This is a genomic window from Nocardioides renjunii, assembly GCF_034661175.1.
GTDB classification, from domain to species: Bacteria; Actinomycetota; Actinomycetes; order Propionibacteriales; family Nocardioidaceae; genus Nocardioides; species Nocardioides renjunii.
In genome coordinates, this window is the sequence record NZ_CP141058.1 from 635,967 (window position 1) to 660,644 (window position 24,678).

Consider the following 24,678-nt stretch of genomic DNA (forward strand, 5'->3'; position numbering starts at 1 on the left):
ATGACCTCCACCGAGATCGCAGCGGTCCGACCGGCGAGGACTCCTCGCCGGTCGGGTCCGCGTTCCACGCTCACGCGGTCGTCGGGACTCGGGCTCGGCATCGCCATGATCTGGTTCAGCGCGCTGGTCCTGATCCCCCTGATGGCCGTCGTGGTCACCGCCATCGACGGTGGCTGGGACGTCTTCTGGTCGACCATCACCAACGGCCAGACCGCGGCCGCCATCCGGCTCACCGTGTTCACCGCCCTCGGCGTCACCGCCGTCAACGTCGTCATGGGCCCGCTCATCGCGTGGGTCCTGGTGCGCGACCGGTTCTGGGGCAAGTCGGTGCTCGAGGTGATGATCGACATCCCCTTCGCGCTGCCGACCATCGTCGCGGGCCTGGTGCTGCTCTCGCTCTACGGCACCGACAGCCCGATCGGCGTCGACATCGCCAACCAGCGGCCGGCGGTCTTCCTCGCCTTCCTCTTCGTGACGCTGCCGTTCGTGGTCCGCATGGTCCAGCCGGTGCTCGAGGAGCTCGACCGCGACGTCGAGGAGGCGGCCGCGTCCCTGGGCGCGAGCCGGGTCACCACCTTCCGCCGCATCATCCTGCCCAGCCTCGCCCCCGCCATCGCGGCCGGCGCGGCCCTGTCCTTCGCCCGCGGCGTCAGCGAGTACGGCTCGCTCGTGCTGCTGTCGGGCAACCTCCCGTTCAAGACAGAGGTCACCTCCGTGCGGATCCTCAGCAGCATCGAGAACGACAACGTCGCGGCCGCCGCGGCCGTCGCGACGGTGCTGCTGGTCATCTCGCTCACGGTGATCGTGCTGCTCGACGTCATCCAGAGGATGGTGGCCGCACGTGGCTGACACCCTGGTCCACGAGCCCGTCGCGCCGCCGGTGGAGGAACGCCGCCGGCCGCCGCGGGTGCGCAAGACCCCGATGACCTACGTCCTGCGGATCATCGCGGCGACGTACCTGTTCTTCCTGGTCGCCTGGCCGGTGTCCCTGGTCGTGACGAACACGTTCGAGGGCGGCTTCGGCTCCATCACCGCGCTGCTCGAGGACCCCGACACCGTCGTCGCGCTCCAGCTCAGCGCGTACGTCGCCGTGTTCTCCGTGATCATCAACACGGTCTTCGGCATCGGGATCTCGCTGCTGCTCGTCCGCTACGAGTTCCCGGGCAAGCGCGTGCTCAACGCCCTGCTCGACATCCCGCTCTCGGTCTCGCCGATCGTGGTGGGCCTGGCGCTCGTCCTGGTCTACAGCGGGCGCAACGGCTGGTTCGGCCCGACGCTCGCCGGCTGGGGCTTCGACGTCATCTTCTCCACGCCGGGCATCATCATGGCCACCACGTTCGTCGCCCTGCCGCTGATGATCCGCGAGCTCGTGCCGGTGCTCGAGGAGATCGGCATCGAGCAGGAGCAGGCGGCGCAGAGCCTCGGCGCCAGCGCGCTCCAGCGCTTCCTACGGATCACGCTGCCGTCGATCAAGTGGGGCATCGTCTACGGCGTCGTGCTGACCCTCGCCCGGTCGCTCGGCGAGTTCGGGGCGGTCAAGGTCGTCTCCGGCAACGTGCTCGGGCAGACCCGCACCGCCACCCTCGTCGTCGAGGAGAAGTACCTCAACTTCGACCAGCAGGGCGCCTACGCGACCGCGTTCCTGCTGGCGATGGTGTCCGTCGCCTGCATCGTGATCGTCGCCATCATCCGTCCCAAGAACCACCCCTGACCGGTCCTCGACCCGGTTCTCGACTCTTTCCCCGAAAGGCCACCCATGAGCATCGACGTGCAAGGGCTGAACAAGAAGTTCGGCGACTTCGTCGCCCTGGAGGACGTCAACGTCACCATCCCGACCGGCCAGCTGACCGCCCTGCTCGGGCCCAGCGGCGGCGGCAAGTCGACGCTGCTGCGCATCATCGCCGGGCTGGAGAGGTCCGACACGGGCACGGTCAGCATCGAGGGCGTCAACGCCACGAACCTGCCCGCGCAGAAGCGCAACGTCGGCTTCGTCTTCCAGCACTACGCCGTCTTCAAGCACATGACGGTCGCCAAGAACGTCGCCTTCGGCCTCGAGATCCGCAAGCGCCCCAAGGACGAGATCGCGCACCGGGTCGACGAGCTGCTGCGGCTGGTGCACCTCTCGCAGTTCGCCCACCGCCTCCCCTCGCAGCTGTCCGGCGGGCAGCGCCAGCGCATGGCCCTGGCCCGGGCGCTCGCCGTGGAGCCGTCGGTCCTGCTGCTCGACGAGCCGTTCGGCGCCCTCGACGCCAAGGTCCGCAAGGAGCTGCGCGACTGGCTGCGCCGCCTGCACGACGACGTGCACGTCACGACCGTCTTCGTCACCCACGACCAGGAGGAGGCCCTCGAGGTCGCCGACGAGATCGTGGTGATCAACGAGGGCCGCGTCGAGCAGGTCGGCACGCCCGACCAGCTCTACGACGAGCCGGCCAACGACTTCGTGATGTCCTTCCTCGGTGAGGTGACCCACCTCGGCGGGAGCTCGCTGCGGCCCCACGACATCGACGTCGACACGGCGCCCAAGATGGCCGGTGCCGTCGAGGGCACGGTCGCGCGGCTCGTGCGGATCGGCTTCGAGGTGCGGATGACCGTGCTCACGGTCGACGGTGACGAGGTGTCCGTGGTCGTCACCCGGGCCCACGCCCGCTCCGCGGGCCTGACCGAGGGCAGCACGGTGTGGCTGACCCCCGCCGCGGGCGCGACGATGGTGCCGCGGATGGCCGTGGCCGGCTGAGGACCGCCCTCGGGGTGGGAGCGGTGCCGAGGATGCGCACCCACCCCTCCCCCGCGACTAGCGTGCGCGGGTGGACACGACGACCCGGGAGGAGCTCTGGGCGGCGGTCGAGGCCCTTCGACACCGAGGCCGCGGAGATCGCCATCGCCAGGCTCCTGTGGGACCTGCCCCTGTCGGGCGCGGTCGCGGGCGTCGTGCTGCCCTTCCTCGCGGAGGTCGGTGACCGCTGGGAGTCAGGCACGCTGTCGGTGGCGCACGAGCACTTCGTGACCGACATGCTGCGGCGCAGGCTCGCCGTGCTCTCCGCCGTCCCGCCGCACCCGGTCCTCGAGGACCCGTCGGCGTCGGCGCCCGTCGTGCTGCTCGCCTGCCCGTCGGGGGAGCGGCACGACATGGTGCTGCTCTGCGTGGCCCTGATGCTCCGCGAGCGCGGGGTCCGCACCCGCTTCCTCGGTGCGGACACCCCGGTCCCGGCGATCCTCACGGTCGCGCGCGCCACGGCGGCCGACGCGGTGGTGCTCGCCGCGACCCGGTCGACGGCCTTCACCGCCCACGCGACGGCCCTGCGCCGGCTCAGCGCGGCGCACCCCCTGTACGTCGCCGGGCGCGGCGCGGACGCGCGTACGGTCTCCGAGATCGGCGCCACCGCCCTGCCGGACGACGCCGTGCGCGCGGTCGTGGTGCTGGTCGGCGAGCTGCTGCGGTTCAGCGGTAGTTGGTGAACTGCACCGCGAAGTCGTAGTCCTGCGACTTCACCAGCTGCTGCACGGCCTGCAGGTCGTCGCGCTTCTTCGACGACACGCGGAGCTCCTCGCCCTGCACCTGCGCCTTGACGCCCTTGGGGCCCTCGTCGCGGATGAGCTTGGAGATCTTCTTGGCGTCCTCGGAGGTGATGCCCTCCTTGAGCGCGATGTCGATCTTGGAGACCTGGCCGGACTGGCGCGGCTCGGAGGTCTCGAGGATCTTGAGGCTCTGGTTGCGCTTGACCAGCTTGTCCTGGAAGACGCTCAGCACCGCGCTGGCGCGGTCGTCGGCGGAGGCGGTGATCTCGATGGCCTTCTCGCCCTTCCACTCGATGCTCGCGCCGGTGCCCTTGAAGTCGAACCGGGTGGCGATCTCGCGGGCGGCCTGGCTCAGGGCGTTGTCGACCTCCTGGCGGTCCAGCTTGCTCACGATGTCGAAGCTCGAGTCAGCCATGTGTGTGCCTCCTTCAGTGGGGCTGCCGGGGTGCCCCGGCGATTCGTAGCGGGGTTCGTGCCTTGCTATTGTTCCGCACGGCCCGGCAGGTTGCCCGAGCGGCCAAAGGGAGCTGACTGTAAATCAGCCGGCATTGCCTACAGAGGTTCGAATCCTCTACCTGCCACACCTCACTCCCGGACTCGCGCAGCGGGTCCGGGAGTGGCCATTTCCCGGCAGCCCGCGGCTTGACCGCCGGCCGACGTTCTGCCTGACTTTCGGCGTGAGTGAGCAGACGACGTCGCGGCAGTCCGGTCCCACCGACGAGTGGCTCGCCGCCGAGTGCCGCCGCCTCCTCGGTTTCGGCCGTCGGGTGACCCACCCCGCCGGGGGCGCCGCTTGGCTCGACGACGACGGGGCGCCCGACCTGTCGCGTCCGGTGCACACCTGGATCACCAGCCGCACCGTGCACGTGTACGGACTGGGCTCGCTGCTCGGGGTCGAGGGCAGCTCGTCGATCGCCACCGCGGCGCTGCACGGCCTCGCCACGACGCTGCGCGACGCCGACCACGGCGGCTGGTTCGGTGCGGTGGACGCCGACCGGGCGCCGAGCGGCGGCACCGGCAAGTCCTGCTACGACCACGCGTTCGTGATGCTCGCCGGCTCGACCGCGGTCGTCGCCGCGCTGCCCGGTGCGGAGGACCTGCTCGCCGAGGCGACCCACGTGTTCGAGGAGCACTTCTGGGACGAGGCCCTCGGTCGCGTCGTCGACGGCTGGGACCGGGACTGGGAGCACGCCGACCCCTACCGCGGGCTCAACGCGACGATGCACTCGGTCGAGGCGATGCTCGCCGTCGGCGACGTCACGGGCGAGGTGGTCTGGCACGACCGGGCGGCCCGGCTCGCCGGCCTGGTGGTCGACCTCGCGGGGGCACACGACGGCCGGCTGCCCGAGCACTTCGGCCCCGACTGGTCGGTGGACCTCGAGCTCAACCGGGACCGTCCCGACGACCCCTTCAAGCCCTTCGGTGCCACCGTCGGGCACGGCCTGGAGTGGTCGCGGCTGCTGCTCCACCTCGAGGCATCGCTGGGCGAGGCGGCCCCGCCCGGGCTCCTCGACACCTCCAGCCTGCTCTTCGACCGGGCGGTGGCCGACGGCTGGCACGTCGACGGCGCACCCGGGTTCGTCTACACGACCGACTGGGACGGCGCGCCCGTCGTACGGCAACGGATGCACTGGGTCGCGGCCGAGGGCATCTCCGCCGCCGCGGCGCTGCACCGGCGCACGGGCGAGAGCCGCTACGCGGAGCGGTACGCCGAGTGGTGGGCCTACGCGGCCGAGCACCTCGTCGACACCGACCGCGGCTCGTGGCACCACGAGCTCGATCCCGCCAACCGCCCGCAGGCGTCGGTGTGGCCGGGCAAGCCGGACCTCTACCACGCCGTCCAGGCCACGCTGCTGCCCCGGCTGCCGCTGGCGCCGAGCCTGGCGTCCGGTCTCGCCCTCGCCGGGGCGTCGTTCGAGCGGCTCTGACCAGCGGCATGATGGACCCATGACGGGACCCCTGACGGATGCGCCGGCGAGCGTCCTCGTCGTCGGCGAGGCGCTCGTCGACGTGGTCCCGGACGCGTCCGGGCAGCCGCGTGACCACCCGGGCGGCAGCCCCGCCAACGTCGCCATCGCCCTCGGCCGGCTCGACCGCGACGTCCGCCTGGTCACCCTGCTGGGCGACGACGCCCGCGGTGGTGCGGTGCGTGCCTGGCTCGAGGCCAGCGGCGTCACGGTGCTCGCCGGACCGACCGTCACCGGACGCACGTCGACCGCCGCCGTCGCCCTCGACGCGAGCGGAGCCGCGACCTACGACTTCGACCTCTCGTGGGACCTCGGCCCGGTCCCCGACGAGGACTGCGACGTGCTGCACGTCGGCTCCATCGCGACCGTGCTCGAGCCCGGCGCCGACGCGGTGCTCGAGGCGGTCCGCTCGCAGCACGGCAGGGCCGTCGTCTCCCTCGACCCCAACGCCCGCCCGGCCATCACGCCCGACCGGGCCGGGCCGGTCGCCCGGGTGGAGGAGCTGGTCGCACTGGCCGACGTGGTCAAGGTCAGCGACGAGGACCTCCACTGGCTGCACCCCGACCACGACCCCGTCGCGACCGCCGCCCGCTGGGCCGGGGCCGGCCCCGGGCTGGTGGTCATCACCCGCGGCGGCGCCGGCGCGGTCGTCGTACGCCGTGGCGGAGCCGTGCTCGAGGTGCCGGGGGTCCCGGTCGCCGTGGCCGACACCGTGGGCGCGGGCGACACCTTCAGCGGCGTGCTGCTCGACGCCCTCCTCGACCTCGGCGTGCGCGGCCCGGGCGGCGCGGCGGCGCTGCAGGCACTGCCGGACCGCGACGTCCTCGGCGCGGTGACGACCGCCGCGATCGGCGCCGCGATCAACGTCTCGCGACCCGGTGCCGACCCGCCGTGGCGGGCGGAGCTGACGGCCGCGCTCGGCGGTTCCGGAGCGGGCCAGGGGTGAGCGCGGAGCAGGTCCACGACATCGGGAGGCGCCGGGCCTGGGTGATCTGGCTCGTCGCGCTCTCGGTCTACATCCTGGCGGTGTTCCACCGCAGCTCGCTGGGCGTCGCGGGCATCATCGCCTCCGAGCGCTTCGACATCAGCGCCACCAGCCTGGCGACGTTCACGGTGCTGCAGCTGGTCGTCTACGCCGGCATGCAGGTGCCCGTCGGCGTCCTGCTCGACCGCTTCGGGTCCCGGGCGATGCTGCTGAGCGGGCTGGTGCTGATGACCGTCGGCCAGCTCGCGTTCGCCTTCGCCGAGTCCTTCCCGACGGCGGTGGCCGCGAGGGCCGCGGTGGGCGCCGGCGACGCGATGATCTTCATCAGCGTGATCCGGCTCGTCACCGTCTGGTTCCTGGTGCGCCAGGGACCGATGGTCACCCAGGTCACCGGCCTCTCCGGACAGCTCGGCGCGATCGCCGCCGCCGGCCCGCTGGCGTACCTCCTCCACGAGCTCGGCTGGACCCGCGCCTTCGCGCTCACCTCGAGCATCGGTCTGGTGCTGCTCGTCGTGGTCGCCCTCCTCGTCAAGGACTCGCCCTACCGGCGCGACGACGTCGTGGCGATCAAGCTGCGGGCGCTCGCGCAGTCGGTCCGCACGGTGTGGGGCAACCCCGGGACGCGGCTGGGCATGTGGTCCCACTTCGTCTCGCAATTCTCCAGCACCGTCTTCGCGCTCCTGTGGGGCTATCCCTTCCTCGTGCAGGGGCTGGGGTGGTCGACCGGCGCCGCCAGCACGCTGCTGATGGCGATGACCGCGTGGGCCGTGGTGAGCGGACTGGCGCTCGCCCGGCTGGTGGCCCGGCTGCCCTACTACCGCTCGTGGATCGTGGTCGGCGTCGTGGTCGCGATGGTCGTGCCGTGGACGGCCGTGCTGCTCTGGTCCGGCGCCGCGCCGGACTGGCTGGTGGTCGTGATGGCCTTCGCCACCGCGAGCGGCGGTCCCGCGGCGATGGTCGCCTTCGACCTCGCCCGGTCCTTCACGCCCGCCCACGAGACCGGCCGCGCCAACGGCCTCGTCAACGTCGGTGGCTTCACCGCCTCACTGCTGACCATGGGCCTCATCGGGATCGTGCTCGACCTGTCGGCGTCCGGCGGGATGGGCTCGTACACCCTCGACGACTTCAAGCTCGCCATGGCCGTGCAGTACCTCTTCTGGGCGCTCGGCGTCGTCCAGGTCCTCCGCTACCGCCGTCGCGGCATCGCCCACCTCGCGCGCGTGCACCCCGGCTCGATCGAGCAGATGAAGGCCGGGCAGCCCTTCGTGCACCCGGGGATCGGGACCGAGGGGGTCTAGGCGCGGGGCTGGGCGAGGGGGTCCTCCGGCAGGTCCTCGGGCCTGACCGCGGCCGGGTCGATGAACTGGTGGGCGTCGCCCATGAAGGTGTGGACGAAGCCGCACCGGATGCAGATGACCCCGTCGGCCGACCGGTTCATCCAGTCCAGGTCGAAGAACGTCATCCCGGTCGTCGTCATCTTCACCTCGCGGCGGGCGAAGACCAGCCCTCCGCAGACGTGGCACGCGAGGAAGCTCTGCGTGGGGCGGATGAAGACGTGCACCTGGTCGCCTTCGGGTCTCGGGAGCGACGAGCCTAGGGGCTGCGAGGCGTACGACGTCCCGGCCGCGCCCGACCTTCGACACGTGTCCGAGATGTCGCCCCGGAGGTCGCCGAGCGGGGCAGGAACTCGGACACGTGTCCGGGGTGTGGCCCGGGACGCCGCCGCCCAGGGGCAGGAACTCGGACACGTGTCCGGGGCGTGGCCCGGGACGCCGCCGCCCAAGGGCAGGAACTCGGACACGTGTCCGGGGCGTGGCCCCGGACACCGCCGCCCAAGGGCAAGAACTCGGACACGTGTCCCAGGAAGCCCTAGCCGATCTCCCCGTCCCCGTCGGCGTCGAGGTCCCCGGTCGGGTCCTCGGCCGTGGGGTCCTCGAGGTAGTCGCCCCCGACGGGGTGGCCCTGCCACGACACCATCTCCCAGCCGGACTCGTCGTCGCCCTCGAGGACGATGAGCGCGGTGTTGTGCAGCGGCTGGGTCGCCGGGGGCGCGTCGGGGTGCGGGGCCATCCGGGTGGACACCCAGGTCCGGAGCGCCGCGCCGTGGCTGACGACCAGGGCCGCGTCGTGCCCGGCCTCGACGATGCGCCGGACCGCTGCGTCGAAGCGGGCGAGGAACTCCTCGCCGGTCTCGCCGCCGGGCATCCGGTGGGCGAGGTCGCCCTCGAGCCAGGTCGCGACGGTGCCGATGTAGCCGGACACGGCGTCGTGGTCGTTGCGCATCTCGAAGTCGCCGGCCGCGATCTCCTCCAGGCCCTCCACGACCGTCGGCTCGAGGCCGCGGTCCTCGGCGGTGGGCGCGGCGGTCTGGTGCGTACGCACGCGGCTGGAGACGTAGATCGCGTCGAGGTGCTCGTCGGCGAGGGCCTTGCTCGCCGCCACCGCCTGGGCCCGGCCGAGGTCGGTGAGGTCGACGCCGGGGTGGGCCGTGTCGAGCTCGCCCGACACGTTGGCGTGGGTCTGGCCGTGGCGCATCAGCAGCAGTCGCACAAGTGGTCCTCGTCGGTGGTGGGGCGGTGGTTCGAAGGTCGGAGCAGCGGGTCAGGTGTTGAACTGCGACGTCTTGGAGGACGCCAGCTCGCGGGCCTGCTCGAGCGGCACGGTCTCCAGCGCCTCGGCGATGTCGGTGCCGAGATGGGTGACCTCGGGTCCGGGCTCGAGCGGGACGAGGGTGTGGACCAGCCGGTCGTCGTAGGTGTGCACCATCGTGAACGCCTGTGCTCCGTCGACGCCGGAGACGAGGCGGTCGAGCGGGGCCGGGTCGGTGGTGTAGCAGGTCGCCGGGACGACCGAGACCGGGACGCCGGCGAAGGTCGACCACGTCGCGAGGTGCAGGTGCCCGGCCAGGATCCCACGCACGTCGGTGCCGGCGACGACCTCGGCCAGCGCCTGCTGGTCGTGCAGCTCGATGAGCTCGGCCGCGCGCAGCATCGGCAGCGGGAGCGGCGGGTGGTGCATCGCGAGCAGGGTGCCGTGCTCGGCCGGGGTGGCGAGGACACCGGCGAGCCAGTCGAGCTGCTCGCGCCGGAGCTCGCCGTGGTGGTAGCCGGGGACGCTGGTGTCGAGGGCGACGATCCGCAGGCCGTCGACCTCGTGCACCCGGTCCTGGAAGCCGTCGTCGTCGGAGTCGTGGAGCCCGCGGGCGAACGGGCCGCGCTCGTCGTGGTTCCCCATGGTCCACACCACGACCGCGCCCATCTCTGCGGCGGCCGGCTCGACGATGGAGCGCAGCGTCTCGTAGGCGTCCGGCTCCCCGCGGTCGGCGAGGTCGCCGGTGAAGACGAGGGCCTGCGGCGCCGGGCGGACCGCCGCCAGCCGCTCCAGCGCGCGCCGGAGGTGGGCCGCGTTGTCGACGATCCCGTAGTGCAGCGCGCCACCACCGATGAGGTGCGGGTCGGACAGGTGCGCGACGGCGTGCCGGGGGGCGGCGTACTGACCGAGCTGTCTCACAGCACGCAGCCTAGGGGCGGACGTCGTCGCGTCCCCACCGGATTCCGGTCCCGGGGTGAGCCTTGGCCCGGCGTTCACCCGGACGTCGGGTCGCGGTCGAGCACGGCTCGTACCGTCCGCTGCGTGGTGTCACGGGGACTCGTCGGCAGCGTGCTCGTCCTGCTCGGGGGCCTGGTCGTCGCGACCATCCCGTCGAGCGCGACGGTCGCGGACGTCGACCTGCTGCAGCTGCTGCGCGGCTCTGCCTCGGGACGGATGGCCGGGCTCGTCGTCGTGCTGGTGGGCCTCGGCATGCTGGCCTCGGCCTGGCTGCGCCTCTGCCGCGTGGCCGCCCGTGCCGATGCGTCGGAGCAGGCCGGCACGATCGCCCTGGTGCGCGCCGCCGCAGTGGCCTGGTCGGCGCCGCTCCTGCTCGCCCCGCCGCTGTTCTCCCGCGACGGCTGGTCGTACGCCGCCCAGGGCACGCTGGCCCACCGTGGTATCTCGCCCTACGAGCACGGCCCGTGGAGCCTGGTCGGACCCCGGTCGGTCCCCGGACCGATCGTCGAGGGGGTCGACCCGCGCTGGATGGCCACGCCGGCGCCGTACGGGCCGGTCCCGCTGATCGGTGGCGACCTCGCCGCCGGGCTGACCGCCGACCCGTGGCTCCTCGTGGTCGCGCACCGGGTCATGGCGCTCGCCGGCCTCGCGCTGCTCGCGTGGGCGCTGCCCCGACTGGCGCGCTGGTGCGGCAGCAACCCGGCCCTCGTCTCGTGCCTCGTGCTCGCGTCCCCGCTGACGGTCGCGAACGGCGTCGCGGGGCTGCACAACGACCTGCTCATGGTCGGCCTGATGGCCGCCGCGCTCGTCGTCGCGCGCGAGCACGGCTGGGTCGCGGGCGCCGTCCTCGGCGGCCTGGCGGCCGGCGTGAAGCTCCCCGGCGGGCTCGTGTGCGTCGCCGTGGTGCTGCTCACCGCGCCGGTTGCTGCCGGCGTGGCCGTGCGGGTGCGCCACGCCGCCCGGGTCGCCGCGGTGTCGGTGGCCGCCCTCGTCGTGCCTGGGGTGGTGTGGGGACTGGGCATCGGCTGGCTCGGCGCCCTCACCGTGCCCGGGACCGTCGACACCCCGCTCTCGCTGCCGACGCTCGTGGGGGGCTGGCTCGACGTGGTCGCGCCGCTGGTCGGTCTCGGGACGAGCGACGGGACGTTCCTGGACGCGGTCCGCCTCCTGGCGCAGGCGGGCCTCGTCGCGGTGGTGGTCGCAGTCCTGCTCAGGTGGCGCACGGGTGACGGCGCCCAGGCGGTCCGCGCCGCCGCGCTGCTGACCGGGGCGGCTGTCGCGCTGAGCCCGGTGGTCCACCTGTGGTACTTCCTGTGGGTGGTCCCGTTCGTCGCCGTGCTCCGCCTCGGCCGCTCCGCGACGGCCGCACTGGTCGCCGTGTCACTGGTCGCCGGCCTCGTGGCGCCGATGGACTCGTCCCTGCACGGCGCCTACCTCGCGATCGTGATCGGCTCCCTCGTCGTGGCCGCCGCGGCCGCGCTGCTGCTGGTCACCCGGCGCGCCCGCGAGCGGCTGGCCGGCATCGCGACCGACGAGTGGACCGCGAGCAACGACTCGACCGTCGTCGACCAGGGGTAGCGCTCGGCGCGCTCGCGGGCGGCGGCCCGCCGGCTCACGACCGGGCGCCCCGCCACCTCGAGGACGGCATCGGCCAGCGCGGCGGCGTCCGGGCGCGCCCAGGCGCCCGAGGCGCCGTCGACCAGCTCGCGCGCGCCGCCGCGGTCGGCGGTGACCACCGGCGTGCCGGACGCCAGCGCCTCGAGCACGGCGAGGCCGAACGTCTCGCCGGGACAGACGCTCAGCGCGACGTCGGCGTCGGCGAGGGCCCGGCTGAGCCGGGCGGGGGAGTCGACGTAGCCGTGGAAGCGGACCGGCGCGTCGCCCGCGAGCTCGACCAGCTCGTCGAGGTGCGGGCCGACGCCGTAGACGTCCATCCGCACCGGCGTGCCGCGGCGGTGCAGCTCCACGGCGGTCGCCACGGCCAGGTGCGGGCTCTTCTCCCGCGAGAGCCGCCCGGCGTGGACCAGCCGGAGCACCGGGACGGACGGGCGGTCGGACGGGCGGTCGGACCGGCGGCTCCGGGGGCGGAACGTCTCGAGGTCCACGCCCAGCGGCACGCGTACGACGGGGCAGCCGGCATTGTCGGCCGCCTGCTGGAACTCCTGGCGGGCGTAGTCGGAGGTGACCACGACCGTGTCGACGCTGCGGACGAGCAGCCGGTTGAGCAGCCCGATCGAGACCTTGGAGGTGGTGTCGAGGCCGGTGCGGAGGGCGAGCATGTCGCCGAGCCGCTCGTGCGAGAGCAGCACCGACCCGACGCCGCTGCGGCGCGCCCACCGGGCGACGGGGAGCAGGGTCAGCTTGTCGCTGAGCTCGACGGAGGTCGGCCCCCACTCCTCGAGCACCTCGGTCACCCGCCACGGCTCGACGATGAGGCGGTAGCCCCCGCCGACCCGCGGCGCCCGCAGCTGCACGACGTCGCCGAGCGGCGTTGAGGTGCGGGCGTCCTCGGGCCCCGGCACCACCAGCAGGCGCCGGCACCCGGCGTCGACATAGCCCGCGCCCAGCGCGCGCAGCGCGGTGCGCATGCCGCCCGAGGCGGGTCCGACGAAGTTGGCCAGCTGGGCGATGCGCATGCGGGCACGGTGGCGCAGCGAGGTGAACGGACGGGAATGCCCGCCCGGCCGTCAGTGGGCCGGGAGGATGCGCCCGGTCACCTCGCCGAGGGTGAGGCGACCTCCGCCGGTCGCGGGAGCGGTGTAGCGCAGGGTCACCTCGTCGCCGTCCTCGAGGAAGGTGCGCTCGCGGCCCGCGGCGGTGAAGGGCTCCGCGCCGCCCCAGCTGAGCTCGAGCAGCGAGCCGCGCTCGTCGCGGCCCGGACCCGAGACGGTGCCCGATCCCCACAGGTCGCCGGTGCGCACGCTGGCCCCGTTGACCGTGGTGTGCGCGAGCATCTGCGCGGGCGACCAGTACATCGTGCGGTAGGGCGGGCGCGCGACGACCTCGCCGTCGAGGACGACCTCCACGTCGATGTCGAGCCCGGCGGGCCCGTCGACGCGCAGGTAGTCGAGCACGTCCGGGTCGGCCTGTCCCGGCAGGTCGGTCCACGCCGCGCCGAGGGCGGCCAGGGGCGTGACCCACGCGCTGATCGACGTGGCGAACGACTTGCCCAGGAACGGGCCGAGGGGGACGTACTCCCACGCCTGGAGGTCTCGTGCCGACCAGTCGTTGAGCCCGACGACGCCGAAGGTGTGCCGTGCGAAGTCGGCGGTGGTGACGCGCTCGCCCATCCGGGACGGCACGCCCACCACGAAGCCGAGCTCGGCCTCGATGTCGAGGCGCCGGGAGGGGCCGTACGTCGGGTGCTCGTCCGTGGGTGCCTTGCGCTGGCCGCACGGGCGTACAACGTCGGTGCCGGAGACCACGACCGTGCCGGACCGGCCGTGGTAGCCGACCGGGAGGTGCTTCCAGTTCGGCAGGAGCGGCTCCTGGTCGGGGCGGAACATCCGGCCGACGTTGGAGGCGTGGTGCTCGGAGGCGTAGAAGTCGACGTAGTCGCCGACGGTGAAGGGCATCAGCATCGTCACGGAGTCGACCGGTGCCAGCGCCGGCTCGACGAGGTCGCGCTCGGCCTCCCCCGTCAGCAGGCCGGTCACCCACGCGCGGGTCGAGGCCCACACCTCCGGTCCCGCGGCCATGAAGGGGTTGAGGGTCGACTGGTCGAACAGCTCGTGCGTGTCCACCATGTCGGCCGCCGCGACCACGCTGAGGTCGAGCACCTGGTCGCCGATGCGGACCGCCACGCGGGGGCGCTCGCCCGAGCGGGCGAAGACGCCGTAGGGCAGGTGGTCGACGTCGAAGCCCGAGCCGGCCGCGCCCTCGACCCACGTCGCGGCGCTCACGACGCCGCTCCCGCGGACGGCACCAGCCCGAGGGCCACGAGGTCCTCGAGCGGCTCGGTGACCGAGCACGACCCGAACGAGGTGAACCACCGGCGTGCCGAGGCCACGTCCGCCTCGGCCAGCCCGTCGGCGAGGGCCGCGCCGTCGCGCTGCTCGAGCACGGCGACCGCCTCGTCGGCGGAGCCGCCGTCCCAGAGCGCCCGGGTCGCGGCCACCACGTTGAGGAAGCCGTGCGCGCCACCGCCCTCGGGGTCGTGCCGGACGGCGCGGTGCAGGCCGGCGGTGGCCTTGAACGGCGTCTCGCGGTCGAGGGCGGCGTCGATCCAGCCCGCGACAGTGCGCGAGTCGGGGACGAGGTCGTGGTCGACGTGGCCCAGGCGGAGCTTGAGCCGGTGGTCGCAGGCGGCGACCTCGTCGGCGGCGGCGAGCCAGGCGGCGGTCGGCGGGCCGGGCACCTCGATGAAGACGGGCACGTCGAGCCCAGCCGCCCGCGCCGCGGCGTCGATGCGGCGCACGTTGCCGACCGGGTCGTCGGCGTCGCGGACCGCCGCCTCGAGTCCGGCGAGGCGCAGGCCCTTGCGCGCCGCCAGGGCGGCGACGCCCTCCACGGCACCGGCGCCGCCGGTCAGCACGACCGAGACCGGCATGTCGGCCGGGACGGAGCCGAGGGCGGTGTCGGGGACGACGAAGGACCCGGCCAGGCCGGACCACCAGGCCGTGCCGCGCTCGGCGTACGCCGCGAGGGCGTCGGCGAGGTCGGCGTCACCGGGCGGGAATACGGCCGCGTCGTCGACGAGGCCGCGCCACTGCTCGGGCCACGGACCGGGCTGCGGGTGCGACACGACAGGTGCGGAGGAGGGAGGCACGGGACTACTCTAGCCACCAGATAGCGGACGTCAGCGTCCGATAGTCGGATGACGGGAGCACGCGGATGGCCTACTACCGGGCGGTCGGACGACTGCCGCGCCAGCGGCACACGCAGCTGCGCGACGACGACGGGCACCTGTTCCGCGAGGAGCTCATGGGCGAGGAGGGCTTCTCCTCCGACTCCTCCCTGCTCTACCACCGCGGCGTGCCGAGCGCGATCACCGACAGCACGGTCTGGGAGCTGGCCGACCAGTCGCGCACCCCCAACCACCCGCTCAAGCCGCGCCACCTCAGGCTGCACGACCTCGAGACGGGCCGGTGCCCCGTCGAGGGCCGCCGCCTGGTGCTCGGCAACAACGACGTGCGCATCGCGTACGTCGTGACCGGGACAGAGCCCTCACCGCTCTACCGCAACGCCATCGGCGACGAGTGCGTCTACGTCGAGTCCGGCACGGGCACCGTCGAGACCGTCTTCGGCGTCGTGCCCTACCGCACCGGCGACTACGTCGTGGTCCCGCGCGCCACCGACCACCGCTGGGTGCCCGCCGAGCCGTCGCGGCTCTACGCCATCGAGGCCAACAGCCACATCCACCCGCCCAAGCGCTACCTCTCCCGCTTCGGCCAGCTCCTCGAGCACGCGCCCTACTGCGAGCGCGACCTCCACGGACCCACGGAGACCCTCGAGGTCGAGGGCACCGACGTCGAGGTGCTCGTGAAGCACCGCACGAGCGCGGGCATCGTCGGCACGAAGCTCACCTACGCCACCCACCCGTTCGACGTGGTCGGCTGGGACGGCTGCCTCTACCCCTACACGTTCAACGTCGAGGACTACATGCCGATCACCGGCAAGGTCCACCAGCCGCCGCCGGTGCACCAGGTCTTCGAGGGCTGGAACTTCGTGGTGTGCAACTTCCTGCCCCGCAAGGTCGACTACCACGAGCTCGCCATCCCGGTGCCCTACTACCACTCCAACGTCGACTCCGACGAGGTGATGTTCTACGTCGGCGGCGACTACGAGGCCCGCAAGGGCTCGGGGATCGGCATCGGCTCGATCAGCCTGCACCCCGGCGGCCACGCCCACGGACCGCAGCCCAGCGCGATCGAGGCGTCCCTCGGTGTGCAGTACTTCGAGGAGTCGGCCGTCATGGTCGACACCTTCGCCCCCCTCGAGCTCGGGGAGGGCGGTCGCGCGGTGGAGGACCCGGCGTACGCCTGGACCTGGGCCGGTCGTGGTCCCGACTCCGCCGGCGACGACGGCGGGCCGGCGGTCTACAGCAACAGCTGAGCGACGGAGGCTCGGCCGCTGGCCGTCGCCTCGAGGACGAGATCACGGAAGATCCGAGTCACCCGGTGGCTCGGATCTTCCACGTTGTCGCTGGAGTTCCCGGATATCCAGGGACTCCAGCGCAAGCCGACAAGCCGACAGCCGACCGGACCCCTTCGGGTGGTCGTTAGCGTGGCGGGCATGAGTGCCGAGCCAGGGACGCAGGGCGTCCCGGACCTGCCCGCCTGTGTCTTCCTCCTCTTCGGCGCGCGGGGCGACCTCGCGGCGCGCAAGCTGTTCCCCGGGCTCTACCGCCTGGCCGCCGCGGGTCGGCTGCCGGAGCGGTACGCCGTGATCGGCAGCGGCCGGCACGCGCCCGACTCCGACGAGGTCTTCCGCGACGAGGTGCGCGAGGCCCTGGACGACTCGGTGGACGACCTCGACGAGGCCGTCGCGCGCGAGCTGCTGTCCCGCACGTCGTTCGTCGCCTCGGACGCCGACGACGGCTCCGACCTGGCCGCGCGGGTGCGCGAGGCGGAGGAGGACCTCGGCGACGACGCGCTGCGCCTGGTCTACCTCTCCGTCCCGCCGGGGGCCATGTCCGGGATGGTCGGCATGGTCGGTCGCGAGGGCCTCGCGGAGCGGGCGCGCCTGGTCATCGAGAAGCCGTTCGGGCTCGACCTCCAGTCGTTCGGCGAGCTGGACCGCGACGTGCGCGCGGTCTTCGAGGAGGAGCAGGTCTTCCGCATCGACCACTTCCTCGGCAAGGAGGCGGTGCAGAACGTGCTGGCGCTCCGTTTCGCCAACGCGCTCTTCGAGCCGGCGTGGGACCGCAGCAGCATCGCCTCGGTGCAGGTCGACGTCCCCGAGACGCTGGCCATGGAGGGCCGCGGCTCGTTCTACGAGTCGACCGGCGCGCTGCGCGACATGGTCTCCACGCACCTGTTCCAGATCCTCGGCGCCGTCGCGCTGGAGGACCCGGGCGAGTGGACCGCCGACGCCGTCCGCCGGGCGCGCGCGGCGGTCTTCGAGGACGTACGTCCCCTCGACCCGTCCCGGGTGGTGCTCGGCCAGTACGACGGCTACCGCGACGAGGAGGACGTCGAGGAGGACTCGACCGTCGAGACGTTCGTGGCGCTCGAGGCGTGGGTCGACAACGACCGCTGGCGCGACGTCCCCTTCCACCTGCGCACCGGCAAGGCGATGGCCGAGACCCGGCGCACGGTGACCCTGCGGTTCCGGCAGCCCGAGTCGTCCGTGTTCGGCAGCGGCCTGGCCCCCGACGAGCTGGTCCTCGAGCTGACCGACGAGGCGCAGGTCCACGTCGACCTGCTCGGCAAGCGGCCCGGCCCCGAGATGGAGCTCGCCCCCGCCACGATGCGCCTCGACCTCGGCAAGGAGCTGCCGGACGACGAGCCGCTGGAGGCCTACGAGCGGCTGCTGCTCGACGTGCTGCAGGGCGACCACACGCTCTTCGCGCACGCCGACGAGACGCGGCGGCTGTGGGAGGTCTGCCAGCCGGTGCTCGACGACCGCCCCGACCCGCTGCCGTACGCGTCCGGTTCGTGGGGACCGCAGGCGGCTCTCGACCTGCCGGAGGGCGGCTGGCGACTGGGACGGCAGGACGCCGATGCCGACTGAGCCCCGGGAGGCGCCGCCGATCGCCGACCACGGGCTCGTCGGCGACCTGCGGACCGCGGCGCTCGTCGCCACCGACGGCACGATCGACTGGTTCTGCCCCGGCCGCTTCGACAAGCCGAGCGTCTTCGCCTCGATCCTCGACCCAGACGCCGGCTCGTGGCGGCTGCGACCGGAGGACCCGGACGCGCGGAGCCAGCAGTACTACCACCCCGAGACCAACATCCTCGTCACGCGGTTCATGACCGAGAAGGGGGTCGTCGAGGTCCAGGACTTCATGCCCGTCCTGCGCGCCCACGACCCCGACCACCGCCAGCGCCTCGTCCGGCGGGTGGTCGGCCTGCGGGGCCGGGTCGACCTGGCGATGACGATGACGCCGCGACCGGACTACAGCACCACCGAGCCGGACCTCTCCGTCGCCGACGACGAGGTGGTGCGGTTCGCCGACGGCGACCTGCACCTGGCGCTGTCGAGCACGGTGGCCCTCGACGTCGACCGCACCACCGCGTCGGCGCAGGTGTCGTTGACGACGGGGGAGTCCGCCCTCTTCGTGCTCGAGGTCCTCGCCCCGGACGAGCCGGCGCAGGGGTGCAGCGAGTCGGACGTCGAGGAGCTCTTCGACCGCACGGCGGCGTTCTGGCGCGGCTGGCTCTCGCAGAGCACCTACACCGGCCGGTGGCGGGAGTGGGTCGACCGCTCGGCGCTCACCCTCAAGCTGCTGTGCCACGAGCCGAGCGGCGGCATCGTCGCGTCCCCGACCACCAGCCTGCCCGAGACGATCGGCGGCTCGCGCAACTGGGACTACCGCTACGTCTGGGTGCGCGACGCGGCCTTCAGCGTCTACGCCCTCCTGCGCCTCGGCTTCACCGACGAGGCCTCGGCGTTCGTCCGGTTCCTCTCCGAGCGGCTCGGTGAGGCCGGTGACGACGGCGTCGACGTCGAGCGGCTCGGACCGCTGCGGGTGCTCTACGACCTCGACGGCGCGGTCCCGCACGAGCGCGAGCTCGACCACCTCGCCGGCTACCGCGGGTCCCGCCCGGTCCGCGTCGGCAACGCCGCGGTCGACCAGCTGCAGCTCGACGTCTACGGCGAGCTGATCGACTCGGTCTACCTCTTCGACAAGCACGGCAGCGGCATCAGCCACGACGCGTGGACCGACCTGCGCCGCATCGTGTCGTGGTTGATGGACAACTGGGAGCGGCCCGACGCCGGCATGTGGGAGGTGCGCGGTGAGCCGCGGACCCACACCACGTCGCTGGTCATGTGCTGGGTGGCGGTCGAGCGGATGATGCGCGTAGCCCGGCGCCGAGGCCTGCCGGGCGACCTCACCGAGCTCGCCGCCACCCGCGACGCCATCTACGAGCGGGTGATGACCGAGTGCTGGAACGACGACCTCGGCACCTTCACCGCCCACGCCGGCGGGGAGGTCCTCGACGCCGGCACGCTGCTCATGCCGATGGTGAAGATGGTGGCGCCGGACGACCCGCGGTTCCTCTCCACCCTGGCGCACATCGAGGACCGGCTGGTCTCCGACCAGCTCGTCCTGCGCTACGACCCGGCGACCCTGGACGATGGGGTCGAGGGCGCCGACGGCTTCGACGGCCCGCCCGACGGGGAGGGCACGTTCTCGCTGTGCTCGTTCTGGTACGTCGAGGCGCTGACCCGCGCCGGCCGGCTCGACGACGCACGCCTGGCGCTGGAGAAGATGTTCACCTACGCCAACCACCTCGGGCAGTACGCCGAGCAGGTCGGCCTCAACGGCGAGCAGCTCGGCAACTTCCCCCAGGGCTTCACCCACCTGAGCCTGGTCTCGGCCGTGATCAACCTGGACCGTAGCCTCGACGCATGACGACCCCTTCTCGGGCCCGTCCGACCGGGATGGTCGTGGCACTGATCCCGTTCGTGCTGGCGATGCTGTCGATGATCGGCCCCTTCAGCATCGACACCCCGTTCCCGGCCTTCGCCTCGATGGGCGACGAGCTCTCGGTCACCTCGGCGCAGCTGCAGCTGGTGGTGACGGTCTACATGCTGGCCTTCGCCGCCATGAGCCTGTTCCACGGCCCGCTCTCCGACGCCGTGGGACGCAAGCCGGTGATCGTGTGGTCGCTGGTGGTGTACGCCCTCGCGTCCGTGGCGTGCGCGTTCGCGCCCTCGCTGGAGTGGCTGCTGGTCGGCCGCGTCGCCCAGGGCCTGGCCGCCGGCGGGTCGACGATCGTGAGCCGCACCATCATCCGCGACCTCTTCGACGGCCCGCAGGCGCAGCGGATGATGAGCCAGGTCGCGGTGCTGTTCGGCGTGGCCCCCGCGATCGCGCCGATCATCGGCGGCCTGCTCATCCAGGTGGGGCCGTGGGAGTCGGTGTTCTGGTTCATGGCCGGCCTCGCGGTGGCCCTGGTCGTGCTCACCGTGACCCTGCTGCCCGAGAGCCACCCGCCCGAGCGCCGGGTCCCGCTCCGGGTCGGCGAGATCCTGCGCGGCCTCGGCGAGGTGCTGCGCGAGCCGGCCTTCCACCGGATGACGTGGGCCGGCACCCTGGTCTTCGGCGCGCAGTTCCTCTACATCGGCGGCGCCTCGATCTTCGTGGTCGACCTGCTCGGCGAGGGCGAGCTCGACTTCTGGAAGCTCTTCGTCCCGATGATCGGCGCCATGGTGGTCGGCTCGCTGAGCAGCGGCCGCTTCGGCCGGGTGCTCACCAGCTCACAGCTCGTCTCCATCGGCTACGCCGTCAGCACGGTGGGAGCGGTCGTCGGGGTCGGCATCGCGCTGACGCCGGCGGGCGAGGTCCTGCCCTGGGCCGTGGTCGGCATCTCGATGGTCGCCTTCGGCAACGGGCTGGCCTACCCCAACATCCAGCTGCTGATGCTCGACCTGGTCCCCACGCGCCGCGGCGCGCTCATGTCGGCCTCGTCGTTCGTCACCCTCGTCTTCAACGCCGTGAGCGCGGCGGTCCTCGCGCCGTACGCCGGCCGCTCGGTCCTCGGCTTCTCGATCACCGCCGCGGTCTGCGTGGTCCTCGGCTGGCTCTGCTGGCGCTGGCACCGCGCGGTGAGCCGGGTCGCCCCCGCCCCGGCGGCCCCGGCTGTCGCCGACCGCATCTGACGGACCTGGACACCCGTCAGGCGGAAGTCGTCAGGAGGTCCAGGCGCGCCAGAGGGCGGCGTACTCCCCGTCCAGCTCGACCAGCTCGTCGTGGCTGCCCAGCTCGACGATGCGCCCGTCGAGGACCACCGCGATCCGGTCGGCGTCGTGGGCGGTGTGCAGCCGGTGGGCGATGGCCACCACGGTGCGGCCCTCGAGCAGGTTGTTCATCGACCCCTCGAGCGTGCGGGCGGTCCGGGGGTCGATGAGGGAGGTGGCCTCGTCGAGGACCAGCGTGTGCGGGTCCGCGATGATCAGGCGGGCGAGCGCGACCTGCTGCGCCTGGGCCGGGGTCAGCGCGTAGCGGCCGGAGCCGATCATCGTGTCGAGCCCCTCGGGCAGCCGCTCGACCCACGCCAGCGAGCCGACGGCCCGCAGCGCCTCGCGGACGGCGTCGTCGGACGACGCCTCGCGCGCCAGGACGATGTTGTCGCGCACGGTGCCGATGAAGACGTGGTGCTCCTGAGTGACGAGCGCGACCTCGGTGCGCAGCACCTCGAGCGGCAGGTCGACGAGGTCGACGCCGCCCACACGGGCCGACCCGGTGCGCGGACGGTTGATGCCGGCCAGGAGCCGGCCCAGCGTCGACTTGCCCGAGCCGCTCGGCCCCACCACGGCCAGGCGCTCGCCGGTGCGCAGCCGCAGGTCGACGCCGTGCAGCACGTCGTGGCCCTCGCGGTAGGCGAAGCGGAGGTCGTCGCCGACCAGCTCGACGCCGTCGGGGAGGCGGTCGCCGGGCTCGCGGTCGGGCGGCACCTCGGCGATGCCGAGCAGCCGGCTCGTCGACGCGGCGCCGACCTGCAGGCGGTCCACCTCGCCGATCACGGCGTCGAGCGGCTCGGCCAGCGCGACGACGTAGAGCATCGCGGCGGTGATCTGCCCGAGGTCCACCCACCCGCGGCTGTAGCCGTAGGCGCCGACCACGAGGGTGACGACCTGCGGCACCTGGAAGGCGCCGTTGAGGGCGGCGAAGAGCACGTTGCGCAGCGTCATGCCGTAGCGCTCGGCCTGCGCCGAGACCTCGATGTCGTCGCCGCCGGCCCGCACCCGGGCCCCGGACAGGCCCAGCGCCTCGACGGTGCGCGCCCCCTCGACCGTCTCGGTGAGGGTGGTGTTGATCCGCGAGTAGGTGGCGCCCTCGGTGATGTAGGCCTTCGGTGCCCGGCGCAGGTAGGTGCGCACGGCGGGGGTGCAGAGCGCGAAGACCAGCAGTGCCGGGACGGCCAGCACGAGCGAGTTCAGCAGCATGGCGACGACCGAGAGCACGACCGTGAGCAGCGAGATCAGCAGCCTCGGCACGCCCCACTGCACGGACCGCGCCATGGTGCCCACGTCGCGGGTGACGCGCGTGACGAGGTCGCCGGTGCTGGCGCCCTCGACCCGGCCCACCGGCAGCCGGAGGATCGTGGCGACGATGTACTCGCGGGCCGAGGCAAGCAGGTCCTGGCCGAAGTGGGTGGACGTGCGCTGGGCGCCGAAGGTGAACAGCGACTGCAGGACCACGACGCCGATGACGGTGAGAGCCAGGCCGTCGAGGCCGTCGACGGAGGCGCCCTGCGACTGGACGCGGTTGACCAGCGAGCCGAGCAGCCTCGGGACGACGAGCGCCGAGCCCGCGGCGAGCGCGTTGAGGAGCACCAGCACGGCGAACGAGCGCTTGCGGCGGCGCACGAGGTCACCGAAGAACGCGAGCACCGCCCGGTTGCCGGAGACCGGCCACCCGCGCACCGGGTTGCGCGAGGCGTCGTAGACGTCCTCGGCGCGCTGCCGACGCAGGGCGTGCCGCTGCCACAGGGCGCGGTGGCGCTCGCGGAGCCCGGCGTGCTCCGGCGGGTGCAGCTCCGGTGGCACGACGGGCGGGTCGTCGGTCCGGTCGCGCCAGGTGTCGGCCGAGGTCGCGAGCAGGTCGGTGCCCGTCGAGCTGCTCATCGCACGACCTCCTCGGCGTCGAGCGCCCGGGCGACCACGCGCCGGTAGTCGTCGTCCCCGGCCAGCAGGTCGGCGTGGCGGCCCTCCGCGACGACCGTGCCGTCGTGCAGCAGCACGACGTGGTCGGCGTGGTGCAGCCAGAGCGGTGAGACGGTCGTGACCACGGTGGTGCGCCCGCGGCGGGTCTCGGCGACCCGCTCCGCGATCCGCGCCTCGGTGTGGGCGTCGACCGCGGAGGTGGGCTCCACCAGCACCAGGACCGGCGGGTCGGCCGCGACGGCGCGGGCGAGGACGACGCGCTGGCGCTGCCCGCCGGACAGCCCGCGGCCACGCTCCTCGAGCTGGCCCTGCCAGCCCTCGGGCAGCGCGTCGTAGACGTCCTCGGCGTTGGCGACGCGCAACGCCTGCTCGGCCTGCTCGCGCGTCAGCCGCGCGTGCGGGTCGACGGCGTCCTGCAGCGTGCCGGCGAAGAGCTGGCTGCTCGTGTCGCTGACCAGCACCCGGCGGCGTACGTCGTCGAGGTCGGCCCGGGCCAGGTCGACGCCACCGAGCGTGACGCCCCAGTCGCGGCGGGCCTTCTCCTCGTCGAGCGCGGCGATGCGGGCCCGCTCGCGCGCACGCTCGGCCCGGGCGCGCCGGGCGGCACGGCCCTTGGTGTCGTCGTCGTCCTCGGCCGGGACGGGCTCGGTGTCGGCGGGCAGGTAGCGACCGAGGCGGTCGGCGAGCGCCGAGCTCTGCTCCGGGACCGCGCTCACCACCACGGTGAGGATGCCCGGCCGCACGGTCAGGCCGCTGGAGGAGTCGTGGAGGGCGGCGGAGCCGTCGAGGGCGACCGGCTCGGCCGGTGCGCGCCACGGCGGGCGCTGCTCGAAGATCGCGATGGCCTTGCGCGCGCTGACGAGCGAGCGGACGCCCTTCTGCGCGAACTCGAAGAAGGTGCGGATGGGCCCGACCATGAAGAGGCCGTAGCCCAGGAAGGTGATGAGCTCGCCGACGCTGAGGTCGCCCGACTCGACCTCGCGGGTGCCGAGCCAGACCAGCGCCACGAGGAAGATCCCCGACAGCAGCACGCCCACGGCCTCGACGACGGCCTGCCAGATGCCGGCGCCGACGCCGGCCTCCTTGGCCGACTGCGACTGGCGGTCGTAGTTGGCGCCGAAGGTCTGCTCGCCGCCGATGCCGCGCAGGATGCGCAGCCCGGCCACGATGTCGGTGGCCATCGACGTGAGGTCGGAGGTGCGCGAGCGCTCGAGCTGCTGGCGGCGGTGCAGCGGCCGCAGGAGCGGCAGCGCCGCGCCCAGCAGCACGGGGGCGGCGACGAGCGTCAGCAGGCCCAGCTCCCACGACATCGACAGCACGATGAACGCCACCGTCAGGTAGGACACCAGCTGCCCGGTCGCGCGGGCCACGATCTCGGTGAACGCCCCGAACTCGTCGGAGTCGCTGGAGGCGACGCTCAGCACCTCACCGGTGGGTGAGCGGCGGGGCAGCACGTGCCCCATCTGCGCGACCTTGCGGGTGACCATCTCGAGCGTGCCGTAGAGGGCGACGAGCCAGCTGCGGACCACGAGCGTGTGTGAGACGACGCCGAAGACGCCCCCAATCACGACCACGCCGAGGAGCAGCGCGGCCCACCCCAGGAGGGCGGCCTCGTCGCCGCCCACGACGCCCTGGTCGACGGCCCGGCCGAAGATCCACGGCCCGAGGGTCATCGGCAGGAACCACAGCGAGTAGCACAGCGAGGACAGCGCGATGAGTGCCTTCTGCTGGCCCACGACCCACCGCAGGAACGCCACGGGCGACCGGGTGTCGGGGTCGGGCGTGGGGGCGTCGTCTGAACCGGAGAAGAACGTCGCGATCCGGGGAGGGAAGTCCTGCATGTCAGGTCGAACCCTAGGCGCCCGGACCTCATCGGCCCTAAGC

Annotated in this window: 20 protein-coding genes, 1 tRNA gene and 1 pseudogene; 13 read left to right on the top strand and 9 right to left on the bottom strand. The window is 73.2% G+C overall.

Annotation, left to right across the window (positions count from 1 at the left end; translation table 11 throughout):
- From cysT to SHK17_RS02985, 4 genes are read left to right on the top strand one after another with little or no spacing between them, the layout of a single operon-like run.
- Positions 1 to 849, top strand: a complete 849-nt coding sequence (gene cysT, locus SHK17_RS02970; protein ID WP_322921031.1) for a sulfate ABC transporter permease subunit CysT — start codon at positions 1 to 3, stop codon at positions 847 to 849.
- The gene (locus SHK17_RS02975; RefSeq protein WP_322921032.1) at positions 842 to 1,711 is read left to right on the top strand and encodes a sulfate ABC transporter permease; all 870 of its coding nucleotides are present in this window, start codon (positions 842 to 844) and stop codon (positions 1,709 to 1,711) included. The genes cysT and SHK17_RS02975 overlap by 8 nt, the downstream gene beginning before the upstream one ends.
- A gap of 45 nt (positions 1,712 to 1,756) precedes the next feature.
- Positions 1,757 to 2,734, top strand: a complete 978-nt coding sequence (locus tag SHK17_RS02980; protein ID WP_322921033.1) for a sulfate/molybdate ABC transporter ATP-binding protein — start codon at positions 1,757 to 1,759, stop codon at positions 2,732 to 2,734.
- Positions 2,735 to 2,766: 32 nt separating this feature from the next.
- Positions 2,767 to 3,456 carry a cobalamin B12-binding domain-containing protein gene (locus SHK17_RS02985; RefSeq protein WP_322921034.1) on the top strand — a complete coding sequence of 230 codons (690 nt, stop codon included), beginning with the start codon at positions 2,767 to 2,769 and terminating at the stop codon, positions 3,454 to 3,456.
- Here SHK17_RS02985 and SHK17_RS02990 read toward each other — a convergent pair.
- Positions 3,440 to 3,931 (bottom strand): YajQ family cyclic di-GMP-binding protein, encoded by a 492-nt coding sequence (locus SHK17_RS02990; protein WP_322425015.1) that lies wholly within the window; start codon positions 3,929 to 3,931, stop codon positions 3,440 to 3,442. The genes SHK17_RS02985 and SHK17_RS02990 overlap by 17 nt on opposite strands.
- Positions 3,932 to 4,015: 84 nt before the next feature.
- On the opposite strand from SHK17_RS02990, the gene SHK17_RS02995 reads away from it, so the two are divergent.
- The 4 genes from SHK17_RS02995 to SHK17_RS03010 all read left to right on the top strand — a co-directional run bounded on the left by SHK17_RS02995 (position 4,016) and on the right by SHK17_RS03010 (position 7,766).
- Positions 4,016 to 4,097: transfer RNA gene (locus SHK17_RS02995), tRNA-Tyr, on the top strand.
- A gap of 96 nt (positions 4,098 to 4,193) precedes the next feature.
- On the top strand, positions 4,194 to 5,444 hold the full coding sequence (locus tag SHK17_RS03000) for an AGE family epimerase/isomerase (RefSeq protein ID WP_322921035.1): 1,251 nt from the start codon (positions 4,194 to 4,196) through the stop codon (positions 5,442 to 5,444).
- 19 nt (positions 5,445 to 5,463) lie between these two features.
- The gene (locus tag SHK17_RS03005; RefSeq protein ID WP_322921036.1) at positions 5,464 to 6,429 is read left to right on the top strand and encodes a carbohydrate kinase family protein; all 966 of its coding nucleotides are present in this window, start codon (positions 5,464 to 5,466) and stop codon (positions 6,427 to 6,429) included.
- On the top strand, positions 6,426 to 7,766 hold the full coding sequence (locus SHK17_RS03010; protein WP_322921037.1) for an MFS transporter: 1,341 nt from the start codon (positions 6,426 to 6,428) through the stop codon (positions 7,764 to 7,766). The genes SHK17_RS03005 and SHK17_RS03010 overlap by 4 nt, the downstream gene beginning before the upstream one ends.
- Here SHK17_RS03010 and SHK17_RS03015 read toward each other — a convergent pair.
- From SHK17_RS03015 to SHK17_RS03025, 3 genes are all read right to left on the bottom strand, one after another.
- On the bottom strand, positions 7,763 to 8,029 hold the full coding sequence (locus SHK17_RS03015; protein ID WP_172269574.1) for a hypothetical protein: 267 nt from the start codon (positions 8,027 to 8,029) through the stop codon (positions 7,763 to 7,765). The two genes, SHK17_RS03010 and SHK17_RS03015, sit on opposite strands and share 4 nt — an antisense overlap.
- A gap of 308 nt (positions 8,030 to 8,337) precedes the next feature.
- On the bottom strand, positions 8,338 to 9,018 hold the full coding sequence (locus SHK17_RS03020) for a histidine phosphatase family protein (protein WP_322425010.1): 681 nt from the start codon (positions 9,016 to 9,018) through the stop codon (positions 8,338 to 8,340).
- Positions 9,019 to 9,069: 51 nt separating this feature from the next.
- Positions 9,070 to 9,978 (bottom strand): phosphodiesterase, encoded by a 909-nt coding sequence (locus SHK17_RS03025; protein WP_322921038.1) that lies wholly within the window; start codon positions 9,976 to 9,978, stop codon positions 9,070 to 9,072.
- A gap of 150 nt (positions 9,979 to 10,128) precedes the next feature.
- Here SHK17_RS03025 and mptB point away from each other — a divergent pair.
- A pseudogene (gene mptB / locus SHK17_RS03030) lies at positions 10,129 to 11,451 on the top strand (polyprenol phosphomannose-dependent alpha 1,6 mannosyltransferase MptB); the annotation flags it as partial.
- On the opposite strand, the gene SHK17_RS03035 reads toward mptB, so the two are convergent.
- The 3 genes from SHK17_RS03035 to SHK17_RS03045 are packed head-to-tail and all read right to left on the bottom strand — an operon-like array spanning position 11,448 to position 14,785.
- Positions 11,448 to 12,653: a glycosyltransferase gene (locus SHK17_RS03035; protein WP_322921039.1), complete on the bottom strand. Its 1,206-nt coding sequence runs from the start codon at positions 12,651 to 12,653 to the stop codon at positions 11,448 to 11,450. The pseudogene mptB and the gene SHK17_RS03035 overlap by 4 nt on opposite strands.
- 51 nt (positions 12,654 to 12,704) lie before the next feature.
- Positions 12,705 to 13,919 carry a fumarylacetoacetase gene (gene fahA, locus SHK17_RS03040; protein WP_172269582.1) on the bottom strand — a complete coding sequence of 405 codons (1,215 nt, stop codon included), beginning with the start codon at positions 13,917 to 13,919 and terminating at the stop codon, positions 12,705 to 12,707.
- On the bottom strand, positions 13,916 to 14,785 hold the full coding sequence (locus SHK17_RS03045) for a hypothetical protein (protein ID WP_322921040.1): 870 nt from the start codon (positions 14,783 to 14,785) through the stop codon (positions 13,916 to 13,918). Before SHK17_RS03045 ends, fahA begins: the two co-directional genes overlap by 4 nt.
- A gap of 65 nt (positions 14,786 to 14,850) precedes the next feature.
- On the opposite strand from SHK17_RS03045, the gene SHK17_RS03050 reads away from it, so the two are divergent.
- From SHK17_RS03050 to SHK17_RS03065, 4 genes are all read left to right on the top strand, one after another.
- A complete protein-coding gene (locus SHK17_RS03050; protein ID WP_322921041.1) occupies positions 14,851 to 16,071 on the top strand; it encodes a homogentisate 1,2-dioxygenase in 1,221 nt (406 codons plus the stop codon).
- A gap of 180 nt (positions 16,072 to 16,251) precedes the next feature.
- Positions 16,252 to 17,691 carry a glucose-6-phosphate dehydrogenase gene (gene zwf, locus SHK17_RS03055; protein WP_322921042.1) on the top strand — a complete coding sequence of 480 codons (1,440 nt, stop codon included), beginning with the start codon at positions 16,252 to 16,254 and terminating at the stop codon, positions 17,689 to 17,691.
- Positions 17,681 to 19,537: a glycoside hydrolase family 15 protein gene (locus tag SHK17_RS03060; protein ID WP_172269590.1), complete on the top strand. Its 1,857-nt coding sequence runs from the start codon at positions 17,681 to 17,683 to the stop codon at positions 19,535 to 19,537. Before zwf ends, SHK17_RS03060 begins: the two co-directional genes overlap by 11 nt.
- On the top strand, positions 19,534 to 20,787 hold the full coding sequence (locus SHK17_RS03065) for a multidrug effflux MFS transporter (RefSeq protein ID WP_216652101.1): 1,254 nt from the start codon (positions 19,534 to 19,536) through the stop codon (positions 20,785 to 20,787). Before SHK17_RS03060 ends, SHK17_RS03065 begins: the two co-directional genes overlap by 4 nt.
- A 30-nt stretch (positions 20,788 to 20,817) precedes the next feature.
- Here SHK17_RS03065 and SHK17_RS03070 read toward each other — a convergent pair whose 3' ends face one another.
- Both SHK17_RS03070 and SHK17_RS03075 read right to left on the bottom strand, forming a co-directional pair.
- Positions 20,818 to 22,755: an ABC transporter ATP-binding protein gene (locus tag SHK17_RS03070; protein WP_322425001.1), complete on the bottom strand. Its 1,938-nt coding sequence runs from the start codon at positions 22,753 to 22,755 to the stop codon at positions 20,818 to 20,820.
- Positions 22,752 to 24,635: an ABC transporter ATP-binding protein gene (locus SHK17_RS03075; RefSeq protein WP_322921043.1), complete on the bottom strand. Its 1,884-nt coding sequence runs from the start codon at positions 24,633 to 24,635 to the stop codon at positions 22,752 to 22,754. Before SHK17_RS03075 ends, SHK17_RS03070 begins: the two co-directional genes overlap by 4 nt.
- Between the last annotated feature and the right edge of the window lie 43 nt (positions 24,636 to 24,678).

What these genes read in the sequence shown, in the direction of transcription:
- cysT (WP_322921031.1), top strand. Translation starts at nt 1, where the DNA reads ATGACCTCCACCGAGATCGCAGCGGTCCGACCGGCGAGGACTCCTCGC.
- SHK17_RS02980 (WP_322921033.1), top strand. Translation starts at nt 1,757, where the DNA reads ATGAGCATCGACGTGCAAGGGCTGAACAAGAAGTTCGGCGACTTCGTC.
- SHK17_RS02985 (WP_322921034.1), top strand. Translation starts at nt 2,767, where the DNA reads ATGCGCACCCACCCCTCCCCCGCGACTAGCGTGCGCGGGTGGACACGA.
- SHK17_RS02990 (WP_322425015.1), bottom strand. Translation starts at nt 3,931, where the DNA reads ATGGCTGACTCGAGCTTCGACATCGTGAGCAAGCTGGACCGCCAGGAG.
- SHK17_RS03005 (WP_322921036.1), top strand. Translation starts at nt 5,464, where the DNA reads ATGACGGGACCCCTGACGGATGCGCCGGCGAGCGTCCTCGTCGTCGGC.
- SHK17_RS03035 (WP_322921039.1), bottom strand. Translation starts at nt 12,653, where the DNA reads ATGCGCATCGCCCAGCTGGCCAACTTCGTCGGACCCGCCTCGGGCGGC.
- SHK17_RS03050 (WP_322921041.1), top strand. Translation starts at nt 14,851, where the DNA reads ATGGCCTACTACCGGGCGGTCGGACGACTGCCGCGCCAGCGGCACACG.
- zwf (WP_322921042.1), top strand. Translation starts at nt 16,252, where the DNA reads ATGAGTGCCGAGCCAGGGACGCAGGGCGTCCCGGACCTGCCCGCCTGT.
- SHK17_RS03060 (WP_172269590.1), top strand. Translation starts at nt 17,681, where the DNA reads ATGCCGACTGAGCCCCGGGAGGCGCCGCCGATCGCCGACCACGGGCTC.
- SHK17_RS03065 (WP_216652101.1), top strand. Translation starts at nt 19,534, where the DNA reads ATGACGACCCCTTCTCGGGCCCGTCCGACCGGGATGGTCGTGGCACTG.
- SHK17_RS03070 (WP_322425001.1), bottom strand. Translation starts at nt 22,755, where the DNA reads ATGAGCAGCTCGACGGGCACCGACCTGCTCGCGACCTCGGCCGACACC.
- SHK17_RS03075 (WP_322921043.1), bottom strand. Translation starts at nt 24,635, where the DNA reads ATGCAGGACTTCCCTCCCCGGATCGCGACGTTCTTCTCCGGTTCAGAC.